Below are 13,418 nucleotides of genomic sequence, written 5' to 3' on the forward strand. Positions count from 1 at the left end.
ATCCTAATATTGTAGTTAAAGTATTATCTACCTACAAAATAGAAATTTTTATCTTTACTAAAAATTGTTATCATTATTAATAGTAGACAATACTCCAGGTTTAAGAACGCTAGGAATTTGCTCTATAATTTTTGTGGCAATTTCTTCTGGGGTTTCTCCTTCGTTTACGGTAATTCGCAAATCTGCTTGTCGGTAAAGATGTTGTCTTTGTTCCAGGAGAAATTGCAGCTTTGCTTTGCGATCAACATTTTGCAGCAGTGGTCTTGTTGTATCTTCTGCTAATCGATCGCAAATTATTTCCACTGATGCATCCAGCCAGACAATTAAACCGTGGTGTAGGTAACTCCAGTTTTGTTGTTGTACAACAATACCTCCACCTGTTGCGATGACAAGCTTGGTGAAAGCACAAACTTGTGACAGTACCTGAGTTTCTAATTGGCGAAACGTTGGTTCTCCAAGTTCTGCAAATAATTGAGTTATCGATTTTCCACCAGCAGCCTTCTCTACACAAGCGTCAATATCAACGAATCCGTAGCCCAAATTCTGTGCCAAGAAGCGTCCTATAGTCGTCTTGCCAACGCCCATAATGCCAATTAGGTACAGATTAACCCCTTTTAACAAGTCAATAGTCATGATTGTTTGTAGTTGCCCTTCAGCATTAAGACTAACTACTTCTGACTTTACTTTAAATCTATTTTTAGCTTCTGTAAATTCTTTGTCTAGTTTATTCAAACCAGACACCATAACTACCGTTATTTATTTCAAGTTAGCGAAGAAAACACTATAACTATCTTTTATCTTAATTCACATTATATAAATAATAAACTTATATTAATTGAGTAACATTTGTTAGGGAATTTGCCTATTGTTACTTACGTATTTTTGGGCTTATATGCAAATTTAAGAAATCTTGATTGAAACTTTATTGTGATTATGTCGGTCAACATATACGAGCTTGACTACCACTGAATTGCACATTTTTGTGTACAAAAATACACTATTTTTCTCAAGCACTACATCGGTGTCACACTAATGAGTTGCAGTAAGCTGTAGTCAGCAAACCAGTGTTTTCGATCAAGGTGTAAAAGATGACAATTTCTCATGACAAATACAAAAAATATCTGCCAACTAAGCCGTTGAGGTACAAAGCCATTGCATATTTTATCGAGAACAACCTGATTAAATAACTGTGCCATAAGTGTGGTCGTTTGAGGTTTCAACCATGATTCGGATTCGAGATGTTGTGCAAAAAGCTTTAGCAACCGGCTATTTGACCGTTGAGGCAGAAAATCAACTGCGACAGCTGCTGACAACCCGCTATGATCTTGAAGATTTAAATGCTTTCATGAGCTTGCAGGAAGCTGCTATGACCGGAAAAGTTAAGCAGGAGTCACGTGGGGGATGTGGAATTTAATAGGGAGTATTCTATTGTACTCAACGACGGGGGCGCTTGTCGGGATCTTCAATATCCTCATCGAGAAATCCCCAATCATCATCCTGAGCTTGATTGGTTTGAGCTTGATTGGTCGTTGGTGGTTGATAAGGGGGGATAATAACTCGATAATCAGCATCGTAAACTGATTCAGTTTTCCCCACTCCAGAATTTTTCGGTTCGCGGTAGCTGTAGGAGTAAACTGAATCTGACTTGTTACTGCTTGATGGTTCTTGCTGACGTTCGTAAGTCTTAGAGTCCCTAACCTGTGTGTTTTGAGAATTGGGTGTAGGTGCTTGTTCTTTTTTTTCTTCGAAGTCCCAATCATCTGTGCTGTCATCTGTTTCCCAGTCATTAAGTGGATCACTAGTTCGTGTTGACTCAGTTTTACGATCTGATGATGAGGGAGAAGGACGGGGTGCTGGTTCTTCCTTAGGAGTTTGACTCTTTGCTGTCGAAGTTGCGGCTGTTCTCACCGGAGTTTGAGGTTGTTGTCCCGCAAAATAGTTAGAAAAGTTAAATAAGCTTGTGACGAATACAGTGGTAAAAGCACCCGCTGCAGTACTGAATAAAATCCAAATCGCCAGTGGTAATGCTTTAGATTTCATTCCCAAAAAGACCAGTGGGAGGACAGGTGACAGGTTTTGCACCAGTAAAAGCGTTAGTCCTCCTAACACCGTTAATAACAAAAATAAACGAAATACAGCCATAGTTGTTTAGTCATTAGTCATTAGGAGGCAGTGCGGTGAGTCCAGCACTGCGGGAGGGTTTCCCTCGTGCCGGCTCTGGCGTATGCGCAAAGCGCACGCCCAGAGGTCTAAAGCGCAGCGAGACCGCGGGGGTCTTCCCCGTAAGGGTGGACAGGTTTCACAGGCTACAGGAGCCAGTGCGTTGCGGTGAATCCAGCGCTGCAGGAGGGTTTCCCTCCGTAGGCGACGGGCGTTCCCGAAGGGAGCCAGTACTTGATGAGGGTTTCCCGACAGAGGTATCTGGCGTTTGGGTTCCCCCGCTAGTAGACGCCCACCAGAAGGCTTCCCGCTTGGCGTCACCTGCCGTTCATTAGTCAAAAAGTTTTTGAGTGTTGACTTTTGACTTTATCTTTATTACCCCATATTCCCTATTTTGACTAATCTTGACGACCTTGCCATCTTTGAATAGGTATACAATCAACATCTAGTTGATCCAATGCACGGGCTACCACAAAATCAACTAAATCCTCAATGGTTTTGGGATTGTGATACCAGGCAGGAATGGCAGGAACAATTCTAGCTCCGGCTTCGGCTAAAGTCGTTAAGTTACGAAGGTGAATTAAGCTAAAGGGAGTTTCACGAGGAACGAGAATCAATTTTCGTCCCTCTTTGAGTTGGACATCCGCCGCCCGTTCGAGTAAATCGGAACTTAAGCCCGCTGCTAGCTTGGCTACTGTAGCCATACTGCATGGCATCACAATCATTCCTAGGGTGCGAAAGGAACCACTAGCAATGTTTGCCCCAACATTACCCCAAGAATGACAACATAGTTTGCCGCTCCCTTCGACTCCAGCTTGCTGTCGCCAAAATTGCTCTTGTTGAGTGGCTTCTGCTGGCATACGAATATTCTGCTCAGATTGCCATACCATGTAAGTTGATTTGGAAGCAACTAGTTCAATTGCATACTCAGCTTCTAGCAGAAATTTAAGAGCACGAACAGCGTAAATCAGACCAGATGCACCTGATACGCCTAAAATCAGTGGTTTTGTATTAATTGACACGTATTTTTATAAAGGGACTTACCGGAGATTGGGGATTAGAGATGTTGTCATTTCTTAATTGTTAGTTGTTAGTTATTAATTATTAGTTAACCTTTGTAATAACCTACTAACAACTAACTCATATGTCGAGCGCGCAAATCAACACACTATTGGACAAAATATCAAAAACCTAGAACACAAAATTTTTGGAATTTTGTAAAATGTGTGCCCATAACGCTTAGGGCATATTTTGAATTCCGCAAAGCGGTGCTCGTCCCTTTATTCCTCGTCAGGATACAGTTCTAAGTCATCAGGATATTGATCCTCATGTGATAAGTAAAGATTTGTATCTTCTCCATTTGAGAGGTTGACATCCTTACCAAAAACTGGCAAACCATCGCTGCCAACAGTGACTAAATCGATTTGCTGGCGATAATAATCAACACTCTTAACCTGTACGGCTACGCGATCGCCTAATCTATAGGATGCACGATTTTTGCGACCAAACAACGCCTGCTGTCTGGCGCGATACTCATACCAATCGTCTTTGAGAGAACTGACGTGGACAAGTCCTTCTACCCGTAGAGGTACGCGAGGATTGCTAACTGAGTTTGACACAGTTGGTGGAACTTCAATTTCTACAAAGAACCCGTAGGACTGGACACCTGTGATCACACCAGTGAAAACTTCGCTGATACGCTGTTTCATCAGTGAGGCTCTTTGCAATCCTGCTAAATCGGCTTCTGCTTCTTGAACTTCTTTTTCTCTATCGTTGAGCTGAATAATCACCCTTGTCAAATCGCTTTGGAGTTCTTGTTGCAATTCTGGCGGTAGGACATTCCAGTTAATTTCACTCTCGCTATTTGAGTGGCGTAGGTTGACACGCTCTTTGACACGGGTGGTGCGGCGATCGCGTCCGTGTTCAAGTAATGTATAAAATACCCTTTGCATCAGTAAATCCGGGTAACGTCGCAAGGGAGCAGTGAAATGAACGTACTCTGGTAATGACAATCCAAAGTGAGGTCCTTTGGTTGTACTATACGTAGCTGGCTTGAGTGTGTCTTGCAACAAATAGGTCAGAACTTGCTCGGATGCTGATTCTGCAAAAACTCTGGTCAACTGTTGATAGTCGAGGGGTTGAACATCTATTTCTGGATCTAATGACAGCTCGACGCCCAAGTTAATTGCTAATTTCAACATTTCTTGGACATCTTCGGCATCAGGTGCGCTTTGAACTCGCCAAATAGCTGGGATACCTAAAGCATTAAAGTGGGTTGCTATAAGTTGGTTAACGAGTAGCACAAACTCAGTTAACAATGAGTGCACAGGTAAATCATTCACCATCACACACCCCATAGCACCTTCATCATAGTATGGGTTTTGGTTTGGTGGCAGATTTAACTGCAAGCACCCACGGTTCGACCGTACTTCTTTTAACAAGTATCGCAAACTATCGAGTTGTTGCACCATCTCTACAAAGGACGATGAGATTTTGGTAGACTCCTTTGTGAGAATTGCCTCTACTTGTTCTTCACTCACTGAGGCGTCTACTTTGACAACGCTGGGTTGTACTTCCCACTCCAGTACTTGTCCTGATTTTGAATCAATTGTTATTAAGAATGAAATGGCTAAGCGATCGCTTTTGGGTAATAGAGCACAGCGTTCGGCAACAGCTTCTGGCAACATTGACAGTACCAATTCTCCCAGATAAACTGAGCGACCGCGCTTGAGTGCTTCTCGGTCTAGGGCTTCGTCTGGTTGAATATAATGGGAAAGATCTGCAATATGAAAGCCTAAGCGCCAATGTTCTTCGCTTGTTTTTTCCAAGGTGAAAGCATTTTCGAGCATCGTTGAGTCATTACTGTTGCCAATAATGCTCAAAGTCAATTGCTGACGTAAATCGAGGCGATTCTTTAAATCAGCTTTTAGCAGCTTTTTCGGTAATTTTGAGGCTGCTTCCTGTACGGATTCTGGAAAAGTACGAGAAAGGTCATGCTTACAGGTGACTAAATCGATGTCCGCCGCCGCTTCAGCATCACTGCCAAGAATTTGTACAACCCGACCAAGTGGAGGATATTGTGCTAGTGGGTAACGTAAGACCTCGACATGAGCCAGATGGTCAATTGCTTGTTCCAAGTTAGCGCTGTTTAGTTGCAGTTTGAGTTCAAACAGTAACCTATCATCCAAAGGTACCGCACGAAATCCACTTTCTACTTGCTTAATCCGCGCTAGTAAAGTGTGATTGGAGCGTTCTAAGATTAATTTAACCTCTCCTTCTGGGGAGCGACGACGACTACCTTCTTTGAGAACTCTAACCAAAACGCGATCGCCATTCCACGCGTTACTGAGATGACTTTCGCGGATATAAATATCTTCTGAACCTTCCACATCTTGAATTGCAAAGCAAAAGCCTTTACTGGAACAACGGAGTTTTGCTTCAATCAGCCCTTCTTCTGTGACTCGACGATACTTGCCACGTTCTTTGACTAAAACCCCAATTTTTTCCAGTATCTCTAAAGCAATATGAAGTTTTTGTAAACTAACTTCATCTTCGCAACCAAGTTTCTTTTCTAAGAGTTTACGAGCCACCAATTTATCATCAGTGAAATTGGCGAGAAGTGTAGCGATTGAAAATTCCATGCAGTGAACCGGCCTTTGGTCAAAAGATCATTTTTTTTTTCTGGTTTTTTGCTCGTGTACCCTCACGACTACAAACACCCTTTGGCAAACGAATTGCCCAATCATAGAGGGCACTGCACGAACATTTCAGAGTGTTGATGTGTCCAAGCTCCTTGTCCAAGACTATCTTCCAAAGTACGCCCGTTTGAGATTTTGCCCCCTCGCTAATAACGTAACGGGTTTTTGAGTGACGTACGTTGCACAATTCTCCACGCTGCCCAAAAGCTCTCTTTAGGGGAACTACAGGTGTTCGATTGTCTTGTGTGAAGGTACTTCTACGCCATGTAACTCTGATTTTTAACTAGGAGAAACTGCCGATATATCTAATTGACCCATATGTAGGATCGGAAACAATTAGCTCAGCAGTCCATAATAGGTGAGGATGAACCATTACTTCATTATTGTAGATATATAGCGCACTTACAGGAAATACTTCCACATCACTAATTAGGTAATTAGTATAGCAACAACCATGCAATCGCTCTTCCTCAACAAGCAGTCAGGAAAAATTTACCTGAACCAGTAATAAGGCTCACATCTTACCGCGAAGCGTTCGTTAGAGATGAATTGCGAGTGAGTTGACGACAGTCCTCCGACCAAGTAGTCAATGGCGAGGGAAGAGAACACGTAGGAAACAAACAAACTTTTTGTTTTTATGGTCATGTCTTAAATATTTTTGTTACCATGAATCCAGAAACACGGTAATATACCAAGACCCTCCGGGTTCGCCAGTTTGGCGGGACGGAAACCGACACCGCCAACTGGACTCACCATGTATAGGGCAGTTAAAGTTAGAATCTATCCTACTGATGAGCAAGAATCTTATTTAGCTCAGTGTTTCGGTAACACTCGCTGGTTGTGGAATTATATGCTTAATGCCACAACCACAGCATACAAAGAAACGGGCAAAGGTCTTTCTAAGGCTGCGATGGACAAGTTGTTGCCAGGATTAAAGAAGGAATACGAATGGTTAGGACTTGCCTACAGTCAAGTATTGCAACGAGTGACCTTCAATCTTTCAAGTGCGTTTGTCAATTTCTTTGAGGGACGTGCTAAATACCCCAACTTCAAACCCAAGCATGGTAAGCAATCGATCCAGTATCCCCAAAATGTAAAATTAATGCCAAACGATTCTGTTATTAAATTTCCTGGTAATTTGGGGATGCTCAAAGCCGTGTTTCATAAAGACCTTCCACATGCAAAATTCACAACTGTAACTATATCGAAAAATGCTGATGGTAGATACTACGCTTCTATTCTGTTTAATCAAGAGGACAACCCAGTAGTTGCGGTTAATGAAGCTATTGGGGTTGACCTAGGATTAAAGAACTTCGCAGTAACTTCCAATGGGTCAAAATATGATCTCCCTAAGAAGCAACTGGCTTCCTTAGAGAAGAATAGAAAGCGTAAACAGAAGAAGCTATCTAGAAAAACAGCCTTGACTTCAAAGGCGCGTCGTAAGGCAAAGCGTTTAGTTGTAAGGATTTCTAGCAAAATAGCTAGAGTTAGAGAGGATTTTCTACACAAGCTATCTCGCAAAATAGCATACGAAAACCAAGTGATTTGTGTGGAAGACTTGGCAGTTAAGAACATGGTAAAGAATCCTAACTTGGCAAAATCTATTACTGACCAAGGGTGGGGAATGTTTTTAACCATGCTGAAATACAAGGCTGAAAGATTTGGGCATACTTATCAACAGATAGGTCGCTTCTTCCCATCTTCTCAACTATGTAGTGAGACTCTACTACCAGTCCCAATGTTGCAAAATGGCTATGATTCTTTGGGTGTCAGGTTTGTAGACTGTCCACACTGCCACCAAAAACATGATAGAGACATCAATGCTGCCATAAATATTAGAAACGAAGGTTTGCGATTATGGGCGTTAGGAACTAGCGCTTCTGCCCTTGGAGGGGATATAAGACCAAAATCTTCTGGACGAAAAAAATCCACGAAGGCAGAGGCAATCCCCAATGAATTGGGAAGCCCACACAACCCGTTAGGGTAGTGTAGGTAGTTCACTCCAAAAGCTCATGCTACAATCAGAACACGGATGAAATGAGTCGTCGGTCATCGGTTATCAGTGAGCCGTTGGATCAAACTCGTAACTGATAGCACGTAGCTGTTCAAGCTTTAGACTTGGCAAAATAAAATTGGAGTTTAGTCGATAACGGGACGAGAGTCAAAGCTTGGACTGATAGATAATAGTAAACTGTTTGTTTGACAGATTTTAGATTGGTAGCAGTATTATGTTGGCTCAATTTCAGAGCAAATATCCCCAGGGCAGTCTTATTTCTGAATTAGTACAAATTTATCACGGTAAGTATATTGTCCGGGTAAGCATACAAATTGATGGTGTCACACGTGCCACTGGAATGGCTGCAGCAGAAACAGTGGAGGAAGCAGAAGACCAAGCCAGGAACAGAGCACTTGTCGTTTTGGGAATGAGTCATTCGCCAGATTCGGTTGTCATTTCCCCAGAACCTATCAAACCGGTTCAGCCAACTCTGACAACAACCAGATTTAATGAGTCTGCCTATCCCGCTACTGTCAAGACTTTTCCTCAAACAGAAGCAACCCCAACATCACCAGTTATCTCATCCGTTGTCAGTAAAAAGGATATTAAAAATGAGGAGATAATTGAGCGGTTTCCTACAACTGACAACCAGGAAACTCAGTTATTGGAGACCCCGTTCCAAAATTTGGAGATGATGTTTGGTAATCAAACAGAAAATGATATGATGCCGGAGACTTCTGCGAGTAATGTGACACCCTTTCCATCACGTAATTACAGCACCTCAGCAGAGGATGTGCCAACTCAGACACCCACAGGGAAGAAAAAGAAGAAGAGCGAACCTGTGGATCAGTCCGACGATATCGCAAAAATTGGTGTTGAAATGCAGCGCCTAGGTTGGACAACAGAACAGGGGCGAGATTATTTGATAAAAGCTTACGGCAAGCGATCGCGTCATTTACTAACTGACGAAGAATTGCACGATTTCCTCAGATATCTAGAATCTCAACCCACGCCCCCAGATCCATTAGCAGGATTTTGAAACAGTGAACAGTGAACAGTTATCAGTTATCAGTGAGCCAGCGCTGCAGGAGGGTTTCCCTCCGTAGGCGACTGGCGTTAGCGCAGCGGAACCGGAGGTTCTCCCCGAAGGGTTATCAGTAAATCACTGATATAGCTGTTGCCAGGTGTTTGAGGACAGAAACTGAACATAAAACTCAGACACTGAGAGAGTTTCAAGCCTGTTCCCTGTTAAGCGTTCCCTGTTAAGCGTTCCCTGACTACACCATAGCCATTGGACGGCTACCAGCAGCGTGACGGTCAATCACTTGGTCGATTAATCCATAATCCTTTGATTCCTCAGGCGACATAAAGAAGTCCCTTTCTGTATCCTCAGCAATTTTGTCATATGGCTGACCTGTGTGTTCGGCTAAATATTCATTTAGCTTGCGCTTGTGGTAAAGGATTTCGCGCGCCTGAATTTCGATATCAGTCGCTTGTCCTTGAGCGCCACCCAAAGGTTGGTGAATCATAATCCGAGAATGAGGTAAACTCATCCGCTTACCCTTAGTCCCAGCGCTGAGGAGAAAAGCGCCCATACTCGCCGCCAATCCGGTACAAATTGTACAGACATTCGGGCGGATGTGCTTCATAGTATCGAATATCCCCATACCCGCCGTTACCGAACCTCCTGGAGAGTTTATGTACATATAAATGTCTTTCTCCGAGTCTTCTGCATCCAAGAACAGCAGCTGGGCAACAATCAAGTTAGCTACGTTGCTATCAATCGGCTGTCCCAAAAAAAGGATGCGCTCACGTAACAGCCGTGAGTAAATATCAAAGGCGCGTTCGCCACGACCTGATTGCTCAATAACGATAGGAATCATGCAGACTGCTTGTTACTAATTTACATACATTTTATCGATTGCAACGGCTGATTGTTTTCAAAGAACCACAAACCGAACTTTTAAAACGAACCAAGTTTTTAGAACTTACACACTGTACAAAGAGAAAATAATGTGGATTAACTCAAGTGCAACCTGAATGACGTTTTTCTTTAAAACAATTTACAAAATACTCACAAAGTCCTCATATTTCCTATGTATGTTGGAAATGACAATTCTCATTGAGCCGAAATTATGCGTCTTAAAAAAGTTCAAACCGAAGATTTGACTCAATTCACATAATCATTTTTTGACAATGCGCAAGTCCTAGAGATCAAATGTGGATTGGTTCCACCTTTGTTTGAGCGCACAATACCAGACATTGGTCAATGCGTAAGCTCTAGTTTTTATACAGAAGGTTTCAGTTTGTGACTTTTTCATAACATTGTCACCATTTTTACAGCCTTTTCCGGAATCTAACTACTTCTTGCGGTAGATAGATAATATCAGGAGTCATCTTATTACATAAATTCTATTTGAGATGTCACCCACCAAAAGTTAGAGGAAGTCGCCATGCTAGAAAAATTTGTGCAAGCCGCCATCATTACCTTTTTACTCCACCTACTGGCAGGTCTTAGCCCAACAACTATCAAAACACAAGCGACACCATCTTTAAGTACGCTGTCAGCACCAATCGCCAGAACTCTGTCCAACAATCTTGAATAAGATGAATAATTATTATTTCGTCTAAGATGAGAAAACTGTTAGCTTCTAAGGTTATAAAGGTATATTACTGCGGAGTGGTTTAAGGCTGGTAAGTGAATGTCTCTCAAACACAAGCTAAACTGAGCAAAGAAGGCTGTCATCAAGAATCCTATCATGACTAATCGTCTAGCTCAAGCTAAAAGCCTCTACCTCCGCAAACACGCCGAAAACCCTATTGATTGGTGGTCTTGGTGCGACGAAGCACTCGCCACGGCAAAGGCACAGAATAAACCGATATTTCTTTCGATTGGTTACTCCAGTTGCCACTGGTGTACTGTTATGGAAGGTGAAGCTTTTTCTAACCTAGCTATAGCCGAGTACATGAACGCCAACTTTCTTCCGATAAAAGTAGATAGAGAAGAAAGACCAGATATTGACAGCATCTATATGCAAGCTTTGCAGATGATGAGTGGTCAAGGCGGTTGGCCTTTAAACGTTTTTCTCACCCCAGATGATTTAATACCATTCTACGCTGGTACTTACTTCCCAGTTGAACCACGCTACGGTCGTCCTGGGTTTTTGCAAGTCCTGCAAGCAATTCGTCGTTACTACGACACAGAAAAACAAGATTTAAGTGAACGCAAAGCAGCTATTGTTGAGTCACTTCTGACCTCTGCTGTGTTACAGTCAGATGGGATCATAGAATCTCAAGATAAAGAATTGTTGCACAAAGGTTGGGAAACCTCAACAGGCATTATTACACCCAATCAATACGGTAACAGCTTCCCGATGATTCCCTACGCCGAACTCGCATTGAGGGGAAGTCGGTTTGATTATGAATCGCAGTATGATGGCAATAAAGTTTGTACCCAGCGAGGACTAGACCTGGCATTGGGTGGAATTTATGATCATGTCGGTGGTGGATTTCATCGCTACACGGTTGACCACACTTGGACAGTACCGCACTTTGAAAAAATGCTCTACGACAACGGACAGATTGTAGAGTATTTGGCGAACTTGTGGAGCGCAGGTGTAGAACAAGCAGCTTTTAAAAGGGCAATCGCCACAACTGTCCAATGGCTGAAACGCGAAATGACAGCGCCATCTGGATACTTCTATGCAGCGCAAGACGCAGATAGTTTCACCACTCCCACAGAAGTAGAACCAGAAGAAGGCGCGTTTTACGTCTGGAGTTACAGCGAATTGCAACAACTGTTGACTCCGGAAGAATTAACAGAATTACAACAACAGTTTACAGTCACGCCTGACGGTAACTTTGAAAGTCAGAATGTCTTGCAAAGGCGTAACGCTGGAAAACTGAGTGAAACCCTCGAAAGCACACTCGCAAAACTGTTTGCAGTTCGCTACGGTGCTGCACCTGAGTCCGTGGAAACTTTCCCACCCGCACGCAATAACCAGGAAGCGAAAACAGAAAACTGGAAAGGACGCATTCCCGCAGTCACAGATACAAAGATGATTGTCGCCTGGAATAGCTTGATGATTTCCGGTTTAGCAAGGGCGTATGCAGTCTTCCAACAACCAGAGTATCTGGAACTTGCAGCGAAAGCGGCGAACTTTATCTTGGATAATCAGTTTGTCGATGGGCGTTTTTACCGATTGAATTATGAGGGACAAGTTACTGTCTTAGCTCAATCTGAAGATTACGCCTTTTTTATCAAAGCACTACTGGATTTACACAGCAGTTCTGGTGAGCAAAAAAACTGGTTGGAAAGAGCGATCCCAATCCAAGAAGAATTCCACGAATATCTCTGGAGTGTAGAACTCGGCGGATACCACAACACATCAAGCGATGCTAGTCAAGACTTGATTGTGCGAGAGCGCAGTTATATGGATAACGCGACACCTTCGGCAAATGGAGTGGCGATCACCAACCTTGTTCGTCTTGCTCTTGTCACCGACAATCTTCATTATTTGGATTTAGCCGAGCAAGGCTTAAAAGCATTTAGAAGCGTCATGAGCCAAGCTCCCCAAGCTTGTCCCAGTTTGTTTGCAGCGTTAGATTGGTATCGTAACTGTACTTTAGTCCGCACCACCGCAGAGCAGATACAGTCTCTTAACTCCATGTATTTACCGAGTACAGCGTTTGTTGCGGTGTCGAAATTACCTGAGAGTAGTGTCGGGTTAGTTTGCCAAGGTTTGAAGTGTCTAGCACCAGCGGAAAGTTTGGAGAAGTTGTTGCAGCAAGTGCAGCAGAGTCAGGTGAGAGGGTGAAGAACCCCTCCCCTTACTAAGGGGTGGGGTACTTTGGCGTAGCTAAAAGCGGGGTGAGGTTCTCCGCGATGTGTTTTCTCGTTCCCTGGCAAAGCCTTACTCTCACCTTCTCCTGTAGAGCAGCGATAGCTTCGCTGCTGCGCTCCGCGCAGATCGCCTCCTCACGGGTTTGAGCCAATGCCACACAATCAGCCAACTCTGGCACTGATGCCATAAAATACCCCGACTCAACCCGTTCAACCAGAACATGAAGGGACATTTTCTTCAAACTTGCAATGGCTTGAAAATTCATAGACGGCGATACCAGCTTACCTTTCACTATGATAATGCCTCCGCCACCCTTATTATAAACTCGCTCAGGCTACATCATTCAACGGAAGTTTAGGTATTTGATTGTAAACTTCTGCATTCTCTTCAAGAGCTTGACGTAAATCGTATTGTGTTTGTAAATTCAACCAAAACTGAGCGCTGTTACCAAAATAGCGAGATAAACGTAAAGCTGTATCTGCTGTAATACTGCGTTTTCCAGATAAAATTTCACTAACTCGTGTCTGAGATACACCGATATCTTTGCTCAATCGATAAGGGGTGATACTGAGTGGCTCTAAAAATTCTAGTTGCAAGATTTCGCCAGGGTGGATATTTGGCAGACGGTTGTTGTTCATAATTATTGACCTGCGGAGCGTGCTCATCTACCATTTCAACTTCCAAAGCATTGTTCTCATACCAAATCCGGATCTAATACCC

13 protein-coding genes are annotated in these 13,418 nt (G+C 43.1%); 5 read left to right on the top strand and 8 right to left on the bottom strand.

Going from position 1 to position 13,418, the window contains the following annotated elements:
- Positions 1-57: 57 nt before the first annotated feature.
- Positions 58-633: a shikimate kinase gene (locus AC5JM2_RS05855; protein ID WP_495834001.1), complete on the bottom strand. Its 576-nt coding sequence runs from the start codon at positions 631-633 to the stop codon at positions 58-60.
- A 380-nt stretch (positions 634-1,013) separates the two neighbouring features.
- Positions 1,014-1,196 (bottom strand): hypothetical protein, encoded by a 183-nt coding sequence (locus tag AC5JM2_RS05860; protein ID WP_495833971.1) that lies wholly within the window; start codon positions 1,194-1,196, stop codon positions 1,014-1,016.
- 26 nt (positions 1,197-1,222) lie between these two features.
- On the opposite strand from AC5JM2_RS05860, the gene AC5JM2_RS05865 reads away from it, so the two are divergent.
- On the top strand, positions 1,223-1,414 hold the full coding sequence (locus AC5JM2_RS05865; RefSeq protein WP_495833972.1) for a hypothetical protein: 192 nt from the start codon (positions 1,223-1,225) through the stop codon (positions 1,412-1,414).
- Positions 1,415-1,434: 20 nt separating this feature from the next.
- On the opposite strand, the gene AC5JM2_RS05870 is transcribed toward AC5JM2_RS05865, so the two are convergent.
- The 3 genes from AC5JM2_RS05870 to AC5JM2_RS05880 all read right to left on the bottom strand — a co-directional run bounded on the left by AC5JM2_RS05870 (position 1,435) and on the right by AC5JM2_RS05880 (position 5,801).
- Positions 1,435-2,142 carry a LapA family protein gene (locus AC5JM2_RS05870; protein WP_495833973.1) on the bottom strand — a complete coding sequence of 236 codons (708 nt, stop codon included), beginning with the start codon at positions 2,140-2,142 and terminating at the stop codon, positions 1,435-1,437.
- 416 nt (positions 2,143-2,558) lie between these two features.
- Entirely contained in the window at positions 2,559-3,182 is a 624-nt protein-coding gene (locus AC5JM2_RS05875; RefSeq protein WP_495833974.1) for a flavin prenyltransferase UbiX, read from the bottom strand.
- Between the two features lie 258 nt (positions 3,183-3,440).
- Complete coding sequence (locus AC5JM2_RS05880) at positions 3,441-5,801, bottom strand: ribonuclease R family protein (protein WP_495833975.1); 2,361 nt, start codon at positions 5,799-5,801, stop codon at positions 3,441-3,443.
- Between the two features lie 811 nt (positions 5,802-6,612).
- Between AC5JM2_RS05880 and AC5JM2_RS05885 the strand changes: the two genes are divergently transcribed.
- Entirely contained in the window at positions 6,613-7,845 is a 1,233-nt protein-coding gene (locus AC5JM2_RS05885) for an RNA-guided endonuclease InsQ/TnpB family protein (protein ID WP_495833976.1), read from the top strand.
- 241 nt (positions 7,846-8,086) lie between these two features.
- A complete protein-coding gene (locus AC5JM2_RS05890; protein WP_495833977.1) occupies positions 8,087-8,893 on the top strand; it encodes a slr1353 family protein in 807 nt (268 codons plus the stop codon).
- Between the two features lie 238 nt (positions 8,894-9,131).
- On the opposite strand, the gene clpP is transcribed toward AC5JM2_RS05890, so the two are convergent.
- Positions 9,132-9,737 (bottom strand): ATP-dependent Clp endopeptidase proteolytic subunit ClpP, encoded by a 606-nt coding sequence (gene clpP, locus AC5JM2_RS05895; protein WP_169263653.1) that lies wholly within the window; start codon positions 9,735-9,737, stop codon positions 9,132-9,134.
- 570 nt (positions 9,738-10,307) lie between these two features.
- On the opposite strand from clpP, the gene AC5JM2_RS05900 reads away from it, so the two are divergent.
- Positions 10,308-10,460, top strand: a complete 153-nt coding sequence (locus AC5JM2_RS05900) for a QAALIT motif small membrane protein (protein WP_169263654.1) — start codon at positions 10,308-10,310, stop codon at positions 10,458-10,460.
- 153 nt (positions 10,461-10,613) lie between these two features.
- A complete protein-coding gene (locus tag AC5JM2_RS05905; RefSeq protein WP_495833978.1) occupies positions 10,614-12,671 on the top strand; it encodes a thioredoxin domain-containing protein in 2,058 nt (685 codons plus the stop codon).
- A gap of 16 nt (positions 12,672-12,687) precedes the next feature.
- On the opposite strand, the gene AC5JM2_RS05910 is transcribed toward AC5JM2_RS05905, so the two are convergent.
- Both AC5JM2_RS05910 and AC5JM2_RS05915 read right to left on the bottom strand, forming a co-directional pair.
- Positions 12,688-12,930, bottom strand: coding sequence for a type II toxin-antitoxin system HicB family antitoxin (locus tag AC5JM2_RS05910; protein WP_495833979.1), 243 nt, complete (start codon positions 12,928-12,930; stop codon positions 12,688-12,690).
- Between the two features lie 97 nt (positions 12,931-13,027).
- Complete coding sequence (locus AC5JM2_RS05915; protein WP_495833980.1) at positions 13,028-13,336, bottom strand: HigA family addiction module antitoxin; 309 nt, start codon at positions 13,334-13,336, stop codon at positions 13,028-13,030.
- Positions 13,337-13,418 lie beyond the last annotated feature (82 nt).

It is taken from the genome of Brasilonema angustatum (assembly GCF_059505445.1).

What these genes read in the sequence shown, in the direction of transcription:
- AC5JM2_RS05855 (WP_495834001.1), bottom strand. Translation starts at nt 633, where the DNA reads ATGACTATTGACTTGTTAAAAGGGGTTAATCTGTACCTAATTGGCATT.
- AC5JM2_RS05860 (WP_495833971.1), bottom strand. Translation starts at nt 1,196, where the DNA reads ATGGCACAGTTATTTAATCAGGTTGTTCTCGATAAAATATGCAATGGC.
- AC5JM2_RS05865 (WP_495833972.1), top strand. Translation starts at nt 1,223, where the DNA reads ATGATTCGGATTCGAGATGTTGTGCAAAAAGCTTTAGCAACCGGCTAT.
- AC5JM2_RS05870 (WP_495833973.1), bottom strand. Translation starts at nt 2,142, where the DNA reads ATGGCTGTATTTCGTTTATTTTTGTTATTAACGGTGTTAGGAGGACTA.
- AC5JM2_RS05880 (WP_495833975.1), bottom strand. Translation starts at nt 5,801, where the DNA reads ATGGAATTTTCAATCGCTACACTTCTCGCCAATTTCACTGATGATAAA.
- AC5JM2_RS05885 (WP_495833976.1), top strand. Translation starts at nt 6,613, where the DNA reads ATGTATAGGGCAGTTAAAGTTAGAATCTATCCTACTGATGAGCAAGAA.
- AC5JM2_RS05890 (WP_495833977.1), top strand. Translation starts at nt 8,087, where the DNA reads ATGTTGGCTCAATTTCAGAGCAAATATCCCCAGGGCAGTCTTATTTCT.
- clpP (WP_169263653.1), bottom strand. Translation starts at nt 9,737, where the DNA reads ATGATTCCTATCGTTATTGAGCAATCAGGTCGTGGCGAACGCGCCTTT.
- AC5JM2_RS05900 (WP_169263654.1), top strand. Translation starts at nt 10,308, where the DNA reads ATGCTAGAAAAATTTGTGCAAGCCGCCATCATTACCTTTTTACTCCAC.
- AC5JM2_RS05905 (WP_495833978.1), top strand. Translation starts at nt 10,614, where the DNA reads ATGACTAATCGTCTAGCTCAAGCTAAAAGCCTCTACCTCCGCAAACAC.
- AC5JM2_RS05910 (WP_495833979.1), bottom strand. Translation starts at nt 12,930, where the DNA reads ATGTCCCTTCATGTTCTGGTTGAACGGGTTGAGTCGGGGTATTTTATG.
- AC5JM2_RS05915 (WP_495833980.1), bottom strand. Translation starts at nt 13,336, where the DNA reads ATGAACAACAACCGTCTGCCAAATATCCACCCTGGCGAAATCTTGCAA.